This window comes from Arthrobacter sp. NPDC093128 (assembly GCF_040683875.1).
In the GTDB taxonomy this organism is placed as follows: Bacteria; Actinomycetota; Actinomycetes; order Actinomycetales; family Micrococcaceae; genus Arthrobacter.
The window spans coordinates 337625-351262 of sequence record NZ_JBFBEY010000003.1 but is presented as its reverse complement, the minus strand read 5'-3'; the positions used below and the strand labels follow the sequence as shown (position 1 = coordinate 351262).

Annotated in this window: 15 protein-coding genes and 1 pseudogene; 9 read left to right on the top strand and 7 right to left on the bottom strand. The window is 64.6% G+C overall.

Annotated features, from left to right (window positions below; all coding sequences use genetic code 11):
- The first annotated feature begins 161 nt into the window (after positions 1–161).
- From AB0N24_RS05450 to AB0N24_RS05420, 7 genes are all read left to right on the top strand, one after another.
- Complete coding sequence (locus AB0N24_RS05450) at positions 162–626, top strand: DUF6278 family protein (protein ID WP_364121487.1); 465 nt, start codon at positions 162–164, stop codon at positions 624–626.
- A gap of 166 nt (positions 627–792) precedes the next feature.
- Positions 793–1245: a DUF5956 family protein gene (locus AB0N24_RS05445; protein ID WP_364121484.1), complete on the top strand. Its 453-nt coding sequence runs from the start codon at positions 793–795 to the stop codon at positions 1243–1245.
- Positions 1246–1310: 65 nt separating this feature from the next.
- Positions 1311–1565, top strand: a complete 255-nt coding sequence (locus tag AB0N24_RS05440; RefSeq protein WP_364121482.1) for a hypothetical protein — start codon at positions 1311–1313, stop codon at positions 1563–1565.
- Positions 1566–1593: 28 nt separating this feature from the next.
- A complete protein-coding gene (locus AB0N24_RS05435) occupies positions 1594–2244 on the top strand; it encodes a methyltransferase domain-containing protein (protein WP_364121480.1) in 651 nt (216 codons plus the stop codon).
- A gap of 103 nt (positions 2245–2347) precedes the next feature.
- Positions 2348–4621, top strand: a complete 2274-nt coding sequence (locus AB0N24_RS05430; RefSeq protein ID WP_364121479.1) for a beta-L-arabinofuranosidase domain-containing protein — start codon at positions 2348–2350, stop codon at positions 4619–4621.
- A 147-nt stretch (positions 4622–4768) separates the two neighbouring features.
- Positions 4769–5626 carry an SDR family oxidoreductase gene (locus AB0N24_RS05425; protein ID WP_364121476.1) on the top strand — a complete coding sequence of 286 codons (858 nt, stop codon included), beginning with the start codon at positions 4769–4771 and terminating at the stop codon, positions 5624–5626.
- Between the two features lie 81 nt (positions 5627–5707).
- Positions 5708–6292, top strand: coding sequence for a hypothetical protein (locus AB0N24_RS05420; protein WP_364121473.1), 585 nt, complete (start codon positions 5708–5710; stop codon positions 6290–6292).
- 41 nt (positions 6293–6333) lie between these two features.
- Here the strand turns inward: AB0N24_RS05420 and AB0N24_RS05415 are convergent, their stop codons facing one another.
- Complete coding sequence (locus AB0N24_RS05415; protein ID WP_364121470.1) at positions 6334–7218, bottom strand: helix-turn-helix transcriptional regulator; 885 nt, start codon at positions 7216–7218, stop codon at positions 6334–6336.
- A gap of 195 nt (positions 7219–7413) precedes the next feature.
- Between AB0N24_RS05415 and AB0N24_RS05410 the strand changes: the two genes are divergently transcribed.
- Positions 7414–8412, top strand: a complete 999-nt coding sequence (locus AB0N24_RS05410) for an aldo/keto reductase (RefSeq protein WP_364121467.1) — start codon at positions 7414–7416, stop codon at positions 8410–8412.
- A 3-nt stretch (positions 8413–8415) separates the two neighbouring features.
- The gene (locus AB0N24_RS05405) at positions 8416–8589 is read left to right on the top strand and encodes an MFS transporter (RefSeq protein ID WP_364121464.1); all 174 of its coding nucleotides are present in this window, start codon (positions 8416–8418) and stop codon (positions 8587–8589) included.
- A 408-nt stretch (positions 8590–8997) separates the two neighbouring features.
- On the opposite strand, the gene AB0N24_RS05400 is transcribed toward AB0N24_RS05405, so the two are convergent.
- The 6 genes and pseudogenes from AB0N24_RS05400 to AB0N24_RS05375 all read right to left on the bottom strand — a co-directional run bounded on the left by AB0N24_RS05400 (position 8998) and on the right by AB0N24_RS05375 (position 13591).
- Positions 8998–10161, bottom strand: coding sequence for a hypothetical protein (locus tag AB0N24_RS05400; RefSeq protein WP_364121461.1), 1164 nt, complete (start codon positions 10159–10161; stop codon positions 8998–9000).
- A gap of 155 nt (positions 10162–10316) precedes the next feature.
- A complete protein-coding gene (locus AB0N24_RS05395) occupies positions 10317–10919 on the bottom strand; it encodes a dihydrofolate reductase family protein (RefSeq protein WP_364121458.1) in 603 nt (200 codons plus the stop codon).
- Positions 10920–11006: 87 nt separating this feature from the next.
- Positions 11007–11252, bottom strand: a complete 246-nt coding sequence (locus AB0N24_RS05390) for a hypothetical protein (RefSeq protein WP_364121456.1) — start codon at positions 11250–11252, stop codon at positions 11007–11009.
- 637 nt (positions 11253–11889) lie between these two features.
- A pseudogene (locus tag AB0N24_RS05385) lies at positions 11890–12027 on the bottom strand (acyl-CoA dehydrogenase family protein); the annotation flags it as partial.
- Between the two features lie 158 nt (positions 12028–12185).
- Complete coding sequence (locus AB0N24_RS05380; RefSeq protein ID WP_364121453.1) at positions 12186–12731, bottom strand: GTP cyclohydrolase; 546 nt, start codon at positions 12729–12731, stop codon at positions 12186–12188.
- Positions 12732–12883: 152 nt separating this feature from the next.
- The gene (locus AB0N24_RS05375) at positions 12884–13591 is read right to left on the bottom strand and encodes a FadR/GntR family transcriptional regulator (RefSeq protein WP_214951280.1); all 708 of its coding nucleotides are present in this window, start codon (positions 13589–13591) and stop codon (positions 12884–12886) included.
- Positions 13592–13638 lie beyond the last annotated feature (47 nt).

Here is a 13638-nt window from a genome sequence, read left to right as displayed (position 1 = left end):
TTTCCCAGGGGGCTGATGCGAACACCCTAATGCTAGGGAGCGGCCGTGGTGGTTGCTTCTTCAGAGCTGCTCGATGTGGACGGGGGATTGAATTGAAACGAGACGTAGTAGGGCCGCTCCAATTTCTGCCCGTCTGAAAATTCCCGGCGTAGTCTGTCGACATGAGCGATGCGCAGGATTCCGCCGAACCGCTGCAAATGCTGCCCCCGGGAATGCCCAGGAGATACGCCGAATACCGGCCGGTGGACCGGCAAGAGTCCAACCCGCCGCCAACAAATGTCGGCGGCTATGACGAGCTGATCGCGCACTTCCGATCCAACGGAATGCAGTTACCGCGGTCTGTGGATGGCCTGGCTGCGATCGATGACCTCATTGATTCCATCAACCATAAAGCCACCCTCTCGGCATTTGTCCGACCCATTGGCATGTTCTACGGCGACGTGCTCACTCACACCGTTCCCGGAGCCCACTGGCAGGTGATCCAAGAGGATTACCCCCTGGTCCGGGTCACCAGCAAAACCGCGGTAGACGTGGTTCGTGTCGCCATTCGACGCCTGGAAGCTCCGGATCCAACCCTCGTTCAAAACTATTCCCACGTAATGGAACTTGTACGTCACCAGCCTTAGTTGACGACGCTACCGAACCACGGCTCCGTTCCTTCTCTGAGATTTCCCGAAGAATCTTTTGGATAGGTGTAGCCTTTGGGGCCGTCGCGGCCAATACAGGGCATGGGGGAACTCTGAATCCGGTGATGAGGTCCGTGGTCAGTTTCGGGGCAATAGAGTATCGGGCATGAACAACGATCCCTGGGCATCCGCTGAACTTGCCGAAGCCCCCGCCGGCTGGATCCTAGCCCCGGAGAACGGGTGGGGCGCATTGGTTGTGTGGGCGGCAGGGCAGGGCAACTTTGTGCGCGTCCGCGCGGCTGCCGGCGATCGGTACGGCACGGTGGTCCATCGGCTCCAGAACGGGATCGAACGATTGGAACCGTTCATCCTGACTGAAGCTGATGTGGAATCGATTGATGACGACATCGATTCGTACCTCGCCGATGCCGGAATTGCTCCTAGGCCCCGGGGCTACGACTGGTTTATCCGTCGGCCGCCGAACACGGACCCGGGAGAGGACGCCTTCTGGGGCGCCGTCTGGGCCGCAACCACGGCAACGCTTCGCCATGATGCTGCGCACCCATCGACGTTGAAAGGCTTCGCCGAAGAAGCGCTGGCCCGCATGTATCTGGGCTAGGACTGGGATGGCGTAGTTGATGTCTTTGCGCAAAGGATGATTAGCCCGCGGGCTAGAGTTGCATCATGGATCTGCTCATTGTGCTGGTAGTCGTGCTGGGTTGGCCGGCCCTGATTGCGTGCCTCTGGTACTGGGTTTCGCGGCGGAACCGGCGCAGCGGCCTGTGGCGCGGTGCTACCGGTGGCATGTTGGGAATTGCTGACGAGGTCTTCCGTCCGCAAACTCACTACGCTCAGCAGGTGCAAATAGTCCAGCAAGGACTGCGTGCCCCCGCCCCGGCTCCCGGTGATCGTCCGTATCCCAACGCCGGCGGGAACTGAACTCACCACCCCGCGGTAGCCTTGCCGGATGCATGATGTTCGCCTCCCCAACGTCCGTTCGGCCTATGACACGGTCGCTGAGAGTTATGCGAAATTGCTTCCGGATGCCGGTTTCGAAACACCGGCGGACCGCGGGATGATCGAGGCTTTCGCCGGCTACGTGAAGGAAGGAAATTCCGGGCCCGTGCTTGACGCGGGCTGCGGTGCGGGCCGGATGGCCGGGTTGCTGTCCCGCCTGGGAGTCGACGTGTCAGGAATCGATGTCTCCGCCGGCATGGTTGAGGTGGCCCGGCGGACGTATCCCGGCCTCCGTTTCGAAGTGGCTGAGCTCAGGAACCTTCCCTATCCGGATATGCACTTGGGCGGAGTTTTCGCCTGGTACTCAGTCATCCATTTGGCCCCCGGCGATCTCTCGGGCGTGTTCACCGAGTTCTTCCGGGTCCTCACGCCCGGAGGCTATGCAATGATCAGTTTCCAGGTGGGCGACGGCCCTAGACATATAACCCGCGCCTACGGGCATGACGTGTCCATGGACGCCCAGCTCTTCCCGCCCGCGGCCGTCATCGAACGCCTGACCGACGCCGGATTCACCATGGTTGCCCAGATGTCACGTGAACCCGGCCCCCGCGAGAAGTCGCCCCAGGCAGTTATCCTCGCTCAGCGGCCGGCCAGGCATTAGCTCCCGCAGAGTCCCATTGACAGGAAAAGTCTCCGCCACCTACTGTTCAGGGATGCCTCCTGTTAGCGCTAACAACAGTGCTCTCCCGACGTCGGCCTTTTCCTTGGACAGCGTTCGTCTCCTCGACGGAGACTTCAAAACGGCCCAGGACGCCAGCATCCGTTACGTTTTGGCGCTCGACGCCGACAGGCTGAGCGCCCCGTACCTGCTGGAGGCCGGCCTGGAGCCGACCGCCCAACCCTACGGGAGCTGGGAATCCGACGGCATGGGCGGGCACATCGGCGGCCACTATCTGTCTGCCTGTGCCCAGCTCTATGCGGCCACAGGCGACAGCCGGCTGCTGGACCGCCTCGAACACCTTGTGGAGGTGTTCTGGCGCTGCCAGACCGCCGGCGGGGACGGCTACGTAGGCGGGGTCCCTGGCGGACGCGCCCTGGGAGAGGAACTTGCGGCCGGGACGGTGGATGCGGACCTGTTCACCCTGAACGGGCGGTGGGTCCCGCTGTACAACCTGCACAAAACGTTTGCCGGTCTCCTGGATGCCTACACCCACGCGGCCTCCGGGCGTGCCCTGGCCATCGCCACGGCCCTTGCGGGCTGGTGGCTCGGCGTCTCCAGCCACATCCCGGACCACATATTCGAAGAGGTCCTGCGCACCGAATTCGGCGGGCTGAACGATGCCTTCGCCATCCTGGCCGGCATCACCTGCCGCGCGGACCATTGGGCGGAGGCACGCCGTTTCTCCCACCTCTCGCTCCTGGTCCCCTTGACGGAAGGCCGCGACGAGCTGGACGGCCTGCATGCGAACACCCAGATCCCCAAAGTGGTCGGCTATGCACGCCTCGCCGCCGCCACGGGAGAGACGCCGTCCGCCGAAGCGGCCGACTCCTTCTGGAACACTGTGGTCTCCCGCCGGACGGTCTCCATCGGCGGGAACAGCGTGCGGGAGCACTTCCACCCCTCTGCCGATTTCTCCCCCATGATCCTGGATGCGCAGGGTCCGGAAACCTGCAACACCTACAACATGCTCAAGCTGGCCCGGCTCCGCTTCGAACGCACCGGCGATCCTGCGGCAATCGATTTCTACGAACGCGCCACTTACAACCACATCCTGTCTTCCCAGCACCCCGGGCGCGGCGGCTTCGTCTATTTCACGCCCATGCGGCCGGCACACTACCGCGTCTACTCCCGCACCCAGGAATCGATGTGGTGCTGCGTCGGGTCGGGCCTGGAAAACCACGCCCGCTACGGCGAACTGATCTACAGCCACGACGGCGACGCGCTGTCCGTCAACCTCTACGCAGCCTCCGAGCTGGCGTGGGCAGATCGGGGCCTCACCGTCCGGCTTGAGACCGCTTTTCCCTGTTCCGGCGTTGCCACCCTGCGCATCATCGCCGCCACGCCCACCGAGGCGACGATCCGGTTGCGCCGACCGGCCTGGTCCCCGGAGATGGAGGTCGACGTCGATGGGTCACCTGTCGACGCCGGGACTGCCGTGTCAGCGTCCGACTGCGGGACGTCCCGCAGTACTTATGTTTCCGTCCGCCGCCTGTGGGAAGGCACCACAGTCGTCACCGTCCGGCTGGAGATGGAGCTGCGCGCCGAAATGTTGCCGGACGGCTCACCGTGGGTGTCTTTCCTGTACGGGCCGGTGGTGCTGGCTGCACGGGCCGGGGACGACGGCGTCGGGAGCTTTGAGGCTCCCGACGATCGGATGGGGCACGTCGCCTCGGGTACGCTGCTTCCCCTGGCTGGCACGCCGGTAGTGGCCGGACCTGAACCGCTGGACGCCGTGGTGCTCCGCGACCGGTCCGCGATCATCGCGGAACTCACCGCGGTGGACGCCGATGGAAGTGTTCGCACAGTCCTGCTGGAACCGTTCGCCGGCATCCATGACGAGCGGTACACGGTCTACTGGCCCGCCGGCCCGGCCCGGGAGCGTCTCGCGGAGCTTTCGGCACTGGACGAGGCAGCCGCCGCGCAGGGTGAAATCATCGACGCCGTGGTGGCAGGGGAACAGCAGCCCGAGGCAGATCATGCCTTCACCGGTGAGTCCACCCGGGCCGCCGGCCGGGAGGGAATCCACTGGCGCAGCGCAACGGGATGGTTCTCCTACACCCTGTCGGATCCCGCCGCCCTGGCAACCCTGCTGCGCGTCCGGTTCCGGGCCGTCGAGGGCCGCGGGCACGACCTTCGGCTCAACGGGTCTGTGCTGGCGGACCCGGTCAGGTCCGGGCGGGACGGCGACGAAGTGGTAACCGACTTCGCCATCCCCGATCAGCTCCACGACGGCGGCCGGCTGGTTTTCGCCGTCCATGCGAAGCCGGATTGCACCACCGGAGACCTGCTGTCCGTCCATCTCCTGAAGACCGGGTGATCCGGCAAAATCATTCTCCATTGCTTACCTGAAGGTGCCTATTGCACTTCAAAGTGCGTGATCGGGAGACGGAATTGTTCCCGTTCGGGGCAGGTTGGCCATTACGGAAGGCGCCGATCCGGGCGCCCGATAATCAAGGAGAATCACATGTCCATCGTTATTGCGGGAGCCACCGGCCAGCTGGGACGACTCGTCGTCGGGGAATTGCTGCAACGCGGCGTACCGGCCGGGGAAATCGTCGCCGGCGGTAGGTCTGCCGAACAGCTTGCGGACCTGGCGGGACTCGGCGTCAGGACCGCATCGGTCGACTACAACGATCCGGCCAGCGTTGACTCGGCGTTGAGCGAAGGTGACACCCTGCTGCTGATTTCCGGCAACGATATCCAGAACCGCACAGCACAGCATGAGACCGTCATCGACGCGGCCGTGCGGGCCAACGTTGCCCACATCCTGTACACCAGCGTGCTGGCGGCTGACAGCACGCCGATCATTCTTGCCCCGGACCATGTGAAGGCCGAGGAGTACATCCGTGCCAGCGGCCTTCCGTTCACCTTCCTGCGCAACGGGTGGTACACGGAGAACTATGCTGCTGCGCTGGCCACGGCGCGCGAGACCGGAACGCTCCTGGGGAGCGCCGGCGAGGGGCGCGTGGCGAGCGCCACCCGCGCTGACTACGCCGCTGCCATCGCCGCCGTCCTGACCACCCCGGGGCATGAGGGCCGGGTCTACGAACTGTCCGGGGACTACGCCTGGACCTACGAGGAGCTGGCGTCAGCCTTCTCCACCGTTCTGGGGCGCACCGTCAGCTATGACTCCGTGAGTTCGACAGAGCACGCCAGCGCACTGGAGGCTGCAGGCCTCGACCCGGCAACCGCCGGTTTCCTTGCCGCCCTGGACGGAAGCATCCGGGAGGATGCCCTTGCCCTGACCACCGGCGACCTCGCACGGCTCGCCGGGCGGCCCACGACTCCCCTGCTGGACGGCTTGCGGCCACTCGCCGTGTGACCCGGCTCGTGGGCGTACTGGCGACCCTCGGCGGATAATGGCATCCAGAGCCAAATGTCAGCGCGGTCAGGAGGGGCCGGAATGGAGACAATTCCGCGCATCACGGTGGAATCGCCGGTGCTCAGCATCGGATCCGGCCCCTCGGACTACGAGGCACTTGGCAGCTATGTCCGCGGCCTGCGCAGGCCGCGGGGACTGCACCTGACCCTGCTGCATCTCGGGGTCCTGGCCGATTTCGCCCGGGACGTCTCGGAATGGACCAAGGGCGTTACGAGTGTTGCCGCTGCCGCCCGCGGCGCCTCAGCCTGGGTGCAGGGGCTGCCCGTGCTGGATGGCTTTTCCGGAAGCGCTGAACGGCTGATCACCCTGGGCGGTGGCAGCGTGGCCGGGCTGGACGTCACCGTCCCGGAGCACGTGCATAACTATCAGGTCTCCCTGGTGCAGGCCCTCTACGAACTCCTGGACGGGTTGCTGGTGGACAGTGTGGACGACTTCATCCTCAGCTCACGTGCCCTGGGCTTCCGGTCCCCGCACTGGACACCACACGTCGCCGTGGGCAGCCCGAAAACGCGGGGCGGCGGAGTCTGGGAAATTGAACCCCTTGCAATTCGGTTCGGCGAATCACGGATCAGGAACCGTCAGTTCCTGCCGGGTGCGGGCCAATAAAGTTCGCAGCCCGCGGGCGTCAACCTGCCCCTAATGCCTCCCTAGGGCGTCCTTTCCGACGCTGGGACGGGCTGTTCGCCGGCGGTGGTCGCGGCCCAACTTGCGAGCAGTTTCAGGCGCTCGTCACTGGCAGAACCGGGTTCGGCGGTGTAGGCGAACATGGTCCAGCCCGGGTTGGCCGGCAGTTCCATGACTTCGTACGTGAGTTCAAGGTCCCCCACCGCCGGGTGGTAAAGCTGCTTCACGCCGGTGCGGTGGAACCGGACGTTGTGGGCGGCCCAGCGCGTGCGGAATTCGTCACTCCGGGTGGCGAGTTCCCCGATCAGGTCGGTGAGGTTCTTGTCGTGCGGCCGCTGGCCGGCGTAGCTGCGGAGGATGGCGACGACGTCGTTCGCTACCTGCTCCCAATGAGGGTAAAAGGAGTGCGACTCCGGGTTGAGGAACACGAAGCGGGCACTGTTGGCAGGCCGCACCGGATCAGCCAGGATCGGCGCGTAGAGCGCACGGCCAAGGGCGTTGGAGGCAATGAAGTCCATCCGATCGTTGCGGATCCAGGCAGGGGCGCCCGTGACGGCGTCCAGGAACCGCTGCAGGACGGGGCGCACCTGTTCCGGCGGCGCCGGACGACGACGGCGGGCCGGCCGCTGCTGCGCGGCCCGGGCCAGGTCGAAGAGATGGGCGGTTTCGGCTTCGTCCAGCCGCAGTGCGTGGGCAATGGCTTCCAACACCTCGTCCGAAACCCCGGTGAGGTTCCCGCGCTCCAGCCGGGCGTAGTAGTCCACACTGACGGAGGCCAGGGTTGCGACTTCTTCCCGGCGCAGGCCGGGCACGCGCCGGTTGGTGCCCACGATCAGGTTGACTTGTTCAGGCGTCACTTTGGCCCGGCGGGATCGGAGGAATTCACGTACATCGCTTTGACCATCCATGCCTTCAGGCTACGTTCCGGGGACGCGTCGGCGGGAGGTCCTGCCAGTACACCCTTCGCGGCGGTGGCTGCTGAAGGGTGGTCTGGCAGTACGTGGAACAGCAGGCCCTCCCGCGCCCGGGCCCGGCGTGGTGATCTTGATTAGGCGGCTCCGCCAACCAGGGCAACAGCCAGCAGAGCGACAGGAGCACGAGCAATGGATAAGCGCACTTTAGGTACCAGCGGCCTGGAGGTCTCCGCCATCGGGCTGGGCTGCATGAGCATGACCGGCGGTTACAGCGACAGGCCGGACCGCCAGGAAATGGTCTCCCTGATCCGAACCGCCGTGGAGCGCGGCGTGACGTTCTTCGACACCGCCGAAATCTACGGTCCCTACGCCAACGAGGAACTCGTCGGCGAGGCGCTCGCCCCGTACCGGGGCAAGGTTGTGATCGCCACGAAGTTCGGATGGGACATCGATCCGATCGAACGCAGGCCCGGCGGCGGGGTGGACAGCCGTCCCGACGTCATCAAGCGCGTTGTCGAGGGCTCCCTAAGGCGGCTGGGCGTAGACGCCATCGACCTCTACTATCAGCACCGCGTCGACCCGGACGTACCCATCGAGGACGTCGCCGGTGCGGTCAAGGAGCTCATCGAAGCCGGCAAGGTGAAGCACTTCGGGATGTCCGAAGCCGCCGCCGGGACAATCCGCCGGGCCCATGCGGTCCAGCCGGTCACGGCCGTCCAGAGTGAGTACTCATTGTGGTGGCGGCGCCCCGAACTGGAGGTCCTGGCGGCGTGCGAGGAACTGGGGATCGGCTTCGTGCCGTACAGTCCGCTCGGCAAAGGCTTCCTCACCGGCACCATTACCGCCGCAACCACTTTCGACGCCGGCAATGACATCCGCAGCACCATTCCCCGGTTCGCGCCCGAAGCGCTCCGGCACAACGAAGCCGTCGTCGACCTGCTCGCTGGCCTCGCCCAACGCAAAGGCGCCACCCCCGGCCAGATCGCGCTGGCCTGGCTCCTGGCGCGCAAGCCCTGGATCGTCCCGATCCCCGGCACGCGGAAACTCCACCGGCTGGAGGAGAACATCGGTGCTGCCGACGTCGAACTGACGGCAGGGGAACTCGGGGAGATCGAGGAGGCCGCATCCAGAATCCAGGTGGCGGGCGGACGCTACAACGAAGCCGCCGAGCGGATGACAAATCTCTAGGTCGTGACAACGCAGACTGAACAGGCAGGCAGGGTGTCCCCGTGGGCCTCATTCAGGCGCCGTGCCTTCTTCTGGCTTTGGCTCGGTGTTGTGGTCAGCAGCGTGGGATCGTGGGCGCAGACCGTTGGCGCACAATGGCTCTTTGTGCACGATCCCAACGCGGCCACTATCGTCTAGGTGAGGTGGTGCTGAGGGTCCTCGTCAGCGCACACGCGTGCACGTGAGGTCGAAGTCGTGCTCCAAGTGCGCCCCCAGCTCGGCGCCTCGCTCCCAGCGGCCCTATATGAACCGTCGCCCCACGGTACCGGCCAGTTCCCCCTATGCTCCGCCGGCCGGAGACCTCGAACGCCGGGAACCTCTCCCTGAACCACAGCCGCACGGAGCGGAACGGTCGTCCTCGCCGGTGACATCCATCCATGGATCAGGCTCCTTCAGCTTTGGTCCTGACCACACCACAGAAGGAATCCTGCAGCCAAGAGAGGCATTGACTTCCGAGCGTCCGTCAACCGGAACCTGATCGCGCATGGATGCTCGCGGAGAGACATCGGCAGCTAACCCATCTAGTGCCTCGGGATGGGCGCCCACTTACATCATGGTTTTGTGGTGAGCATGAGCTCGGAGATTACGTTCCAGCCAGCGCTCAAAGGTATATAGGACGGCTGTGTTCGCGTTGCGCGCGTGCTGCTGTACAGACTCGACAGAAAGATCGTCTCCGTACCAGTCCTCCATCCGCTTGCTACTCACAAGCTTCCGCCCCTCCGCAAGGTCGTCCACATCCCAATCGCCAGGCGGAAGGAGTGTCGGGCGTTTGGGCCCGAAGATCTGTACCCCGAAGATGTCGGGGACAGCTTCTTTGAGGACGTGATGGCTGTCCGCGTACGTCCGGACGAGGTGTTGCGGCCTGGACCGTCCGTAGTCGACGGCTTCGCTTAGGGACCCCGCCAAGAAATCTGAACGCCGAATGAAGCCGTAATCAACAAGCGGCGCCAGTTGGTGAAGCCTGCCGACAGACACCGCCAGCGCAGTCTTCCACGGCTGGCCATCGATGGTTTCGTGTACGAGGAAGTACCCGTCCAGGCCGAATACGCATCGAATCCATCGGCCGTCCGACGTAGGGATCTCAAGGAGAGCCTCACCAATACTGCTGCACGCCGCCCTCAGAAACGCTGCTACCTGGTCCGGCCGACAGGCTGCGCTGAGCATCCCGGAGGCCACGAGACACCGGCCGTCGCCTTCGTTTCTGGCCAGGGCCGCTGCTTGGTCCGCGAGGGATATGAAAGCCGATGACTCAGTCTGCCAGAGACCCGATTCCGGAGGCCGTAAAGCATACTCTGGCGGCTCTGACATCGGCAGGACGGCCGAACTGACGCAAACCACCACCGTGAACGAGGGCACGATGTCCGTTAGTCTCCACTTCGTCAATTGGTCCTCGCCCACCCTCAAGACACCCTCGAAGCCGGACAGTTCAAGCGAATCCCGAATCCCCGATAGCAGCGTCAGGAGGGCTTTACGCGAAGGCACCGGATTGAGGAGGATGGCGAAGCCTTTGAGGACAGGCGCAACCGTTAGACGTTGGCTCCCATGGTCACCAATTCGGACCACAGCAAGCGATGTGCGGATTGCCTCACTGCCAACTGAGGCAGGATCCTTGGGAACAAAAAGAACACCGAACTCACCGCAGTATTGCCCCCACCCGCGGGCAATCAAGGCATCGGAATCAACAACCACCCGGGCGTCATGGGAGTACATAGCTAGTCCTCAGGTTGAAGGTACCATAGTTGTCCTGCTCGGTCGTTAGCTCCAGAGCGTAATCGCCTGCGGACAACTGTTGATCTGCCTTTCTCCGTTGTAGCACTGACCCGAGGTCACCTCGGCCGCGGTCGTCCTGTTGATCACCCTCCACTTTAAGTAGGAGACATAGGGGCTACCGATCGGCCGGAGCCGAGGGAATATTCGAGCTCAATCAGCCCGGTATCGTATGTATTCGCGCTCAGCAGGCTGAGGAGCGTAGGATCCTGGCCGGCTGGGAACACGCCCCGGCCTTCGCCAATGGCGATGGGCATGACCACGAGCCGAACGCCGTCAACTTCACCGGCCTCAAAGAACGCCTGGCTCAGGGTGAGGCTGCCCCAGAGCACTATGGTGCCGTCGATTTCGCCCTTGATGCGGCGGATCGCCTCAACCGCATCCCCGGATTCGATGGTCGCCTCGGGAAAGTCGCCCCACGGCGCGTTCCTCAGCTGCCGGGAGAACACAAAGCGGGGCAGCGCGTTGAGTGCCGGCGCAATGATCTCGCCGTCGGATGCCGGAGTGGGCCAGAATTCGACGAACATCCGGTAGGTGGATGCCCCGAGAACCATCGCGTGGACGGTATCGAGCCAGCTCAACTGGCTGCGGTCGAATTCGGCGGTGCCGCCTTCGAGCATTTCGTACGCCTTAAATTCGTTGTTGGCGTTGGCGGCAAACCCGTCTGCGGTAACGAATTCCTGGACAATCAGCTGCCCCATGATCGACACCTCGCTTCCGTGGTTCGATGGACTCTACGCCCGGCCGGGGCACCCTTCAACCCCGCCGGCTTTCCGCACTTGTCGCCCTTAGAACGCGGGAATAGTGACGCCGAGGCCCAAGAGACCGCGGCCCGCCTGTACGAGAATCGGGTCCATCGCCAATGTTGGATGGTTGAGCAGTACATCGACGTCGCGCTGGATCCGCTGAAGTGGATGCGACAGCCGGTGGGCGCTTCCTCCCGATCCGGCCATGATGAGACGAACCGCGCCCGCCGACGCCTCGCCACTGAAAGCGAGGGCGAGCCGGTACTTGGCGCGCTCCTCCTCCGGCATTCCACCCGGATTGCTTCTTCCCACTGCAACCGTGCCGTGGCAACAAGTCCGTATGCTTGCGAGAACCTGGCCTGGGCGAGCGGAGAATCCGCTTGGCGGCCCTCCAGGGTGTTTTGACTTTGCGCACCAACACCCCCTCACGGAACAATTCGACGGCGTGCTCGGCGGCCCCCAGGGCCGCCGCGGGGGCCACCATGTTCAGCAGGGTGGCCATGGGCGTGTGGACGATCGGATCCTGATGGATCCGGCTGCCGGGGTTGTCGGCGGCGCTCAGAATCGCCCAGTCGATGGTTCGATACTCCGGTACAAATAGCTCCACGGCCTGGATGTCGTTGCTGCCGGTGCCCCTGAGCCCGGCCGTGTGCCAAACGTCCAGCAACTCCACGTCCGACACCGCTACGAGGCACTGCAGGCGGACGTCCCGGTGCTCCACGGCCAGGAGGGCCCACTGCGAGTGCATCACTCCCGATGCAAAGGTCCAACGGCCCGAGATACGATATCCTCCCGCGACCTTATCGGCCAGCCCTACGGGAGCTCCGGTGGCGGCGGCCAGAGGTGCCGGCCCGCTGGCGAATACCTCGTTTTGAACCTCCCGGGGCCACCGGGCGAGCATCCAGACGTGCTCGATGAGATGCCCGGCGGTCCATGCCGTCGAGGGGCATCCCCTGGCGAGCCGGCGCACCACCTCCGCGTACGTTTCCACTCCCATTCCGTATCCCCCGACCGACTTCGGCGAGAGCGCCCGGAAGACGCCGGCGTCCTTCAGGTCCCCCATCGTGGATTCCGGAATGCGGCGAATGCGCTCAGTCTCCTCAGCGCGCTCCCACAGGTGGGGAATGAGCGCGTCCACCCGGGCAAGCATCTCGTCGTGGCTTGGGACAGCGGCCGCCGCTGCAGTTCCCCAATCGGTGGCGACGCCGGCGGGCAAGGCGATCATGCGTGGTCCTGTCGGTTTCCAGCCGCGTTTCCAGCCGCCATCGGAAGGTTGAGGGTGTGCGCGGTGTGGTCCCGCTTGGCGGCCAGGTAGCGGTGATTGGCCAGCGAAAGGTGGACCCTTGTGGGTACCTGTTCCGTGATTTCGATGCCCAGAGCGGTGAGCTGGGCGGCTTTGTCGGGGTTGTTGGTGAGCAGGCGGACGGTGGTGGCACCGCCGGCGGCCGTAATTTCTTCCACCGCTTCCCGCAGTTGCGGCCCGCAGTCACAGCGCTGGCTGCCAAATACGTCGCCGGTCATGCATTCGCTGTGCAGCCGGACCAGCGGACCCGCACTTGCCGACGCCGGATCCGGCAGCGCCTGCTCCCAGGCCCCCAAAGCAAGCAGGAGATGTTCCTTGCCGTCGGCCAGACCGTGGAACGTCAACACTTCCGCAGTGGACATGTAGCCATCGGGAAAGCGCAGCGGCACTGTAACCCTGCTGCGCACGGCTGCCGCCGATACTGACGACGCCGGAGGCATGATGGTCTCGGACACAACGGTCATCTCGTGGCCTCAGCATTCGGTTCGCGGCGGGTGGGGGGTGTTACTTTTGATGTTTCAAGTAACTCGGTCGAAATATGACTTCCTTCATGAAGTTTTCGACCCCTCACCGAGACGCAGCCGCGCTGATTGGGCAGTACCGGACCGGGTGAGACTTATGCGTTCTTCAGCAGGGCAACATCGGAGACGAGGTCAATGTGCTCCAGCATTGCCGCGGCAGCACCGGCGGAATCCTGGGCACGGATGGCGTCCGCGATCTTGCGGTGGGATGCAAGGGACTGCTCCGGGCGCCCCGGCTGTCCGAGCGACTCAAGGCGTGTTTCCAGGACCATTCCGGCGATGAACGTCATCAGCTGGGCCAGCACCGCAGAATGCGCTGCGGCGGTCACGGCCTGGTGGAACAGCTCATCGCCGTGCGCGCCCCTGGCCCCTGAGGCAACCTCCTCCGCCATCGCATCGAGGGCTTTGTCAATGGCTTTCATGTCCCCGTCGCTGCGTCTGGCAGCAGCCAGCTCGGCAAGCTTGACCTCCAACGTGCTTCGCGCCTCCACAATTTCGGGCAGCCGACTGCGGTGCTCACGCAGGCCTTTGATGACGGACGGGACGTTGGGTCGGTAGACCAGCACCGCTCCTGTGCCGTGCTGGACGTCGATAACGCCGAGCACCTCCAGGGCCACCAGCGCCTGGGCCAGCGTTGCCCGCGAAACTCCCAGCCGCTCGGCGAGCTCACGCTCCGCCGGCAAAGTGTCCCCGGGAGCCAGCTGGGCGGACTCGATGAAGTCCATGATCTGCTCCACGAGCTGCTCATAGAGGCGGGGCCGCGAAACGCGGGAGATCTTGAGCGTCGCTGTCTGCTTTGGCATGCGCGTCCTTTCGGCAGGAATCTGGCCCAAGCCTACCGGAGAACTAT

What these genes read in the sequence shown, in the direction of transcription:
- AB0N24_RS05380 (WP_364121453.1), bottom strand. Translation starts at nt 12,731, where the DNA reads ATGACCGTTGTGTCCGAGACCATCATGCCTCCGGCGTCGTCAGTATCG.
- AB0N24_RS05435 (WP_364121480.1), top strand. Translation starts at nt 1,594, where the DNA reads ATGCATGATGTTCGCCTCCCCAACGTCCGTTCGGCCTATGACACGGTC.
- AB0N24_RS05390 (WP_364121456.1), bottom strand. Translation starts at nt 11,252, where the DNA reads ATGCCGGAGGAGGAGCGCGCCAAGTACCGGCTCGCCCTCGCTTTCAGT.
- AB0N24_RS05425 (WP_364121476.1), top strand. Translation starts at nt 4,769, where the DNA reads ATGTCCATCGTTATTGCGGGAGCCACCGGCCAGCTGGGACGACTCGTC.
- AB0N24_RS05375 (WP_214951280.1), bottom strand. Translation starts at nt 13,591, where the DNA reads ATGCCAAAGCAGACAGCGACGCTCAAGATCTCCCGCGTTTCGCGGCCC.
- AB0N24_RS05395 (WP_364121458.1), bottom strand. Translation starts at nt 10,919, where the DNA reads ATGGGGCAGCTGATTGTCCAGGAATTCGTTACCGCAGACGGGTTTGCC.
- AB0N24_RS05410 (WP_364121467.1), top strand. Translation starts at nt 7,414, where the DNA reads ATGGATAAGCGCACTTTAGGTACCAGCGGCCTGGAGGTCTCCGCCATC.
- AB0N24_RS05450 (WP_364121487.1), top strand. Translation starts at nt 162, where the DNA reads ATGAGCGATGCGCAGGATTCCGCCGAACCGCTGCAAATGCTGCCCCCG.
- AB0N24_RS05440 (WP_364121482.1), top strand. Translation starts at nt 1,311, where the DNA reads ATGGATCTGCTCATTGTGCTGGTAGTCGTGCTGGGTTGGCCGGCCCTG.
- AB0N24_RS05445 (WP_364121484.1), top strand. Translation starts at nt 793, where the DNA reads ATGAACAACGATCCCTGGGCATCCGCTGAACTTGCCGAAGCCCCCGCC.
- AB0N24_RS05420 (WP_364121473.1), top strand. Translation starts at nt 5,708, where the DNA reads ATGGAGACAATTCCGCGCATCACGGTGGAATCGCCGGTGCTCAGCATC.
- AB0N24_RS05415 (WP_364121470.1), bottom strand. Translation starts at nt 7,218, where the DNA reads ATGGATGGTCAAAGCGATGTACGTGAATTCCTCCGATCCCGCCGGGCC.
- AB0N24_RS05400 (WP_364121461.1), bottom strand. Translation starts at nt 10,161, where the DNA reads ATGTACTCCCATGACGCCCGGGTGGTTGTTGATTCCGATGCCTTGATT.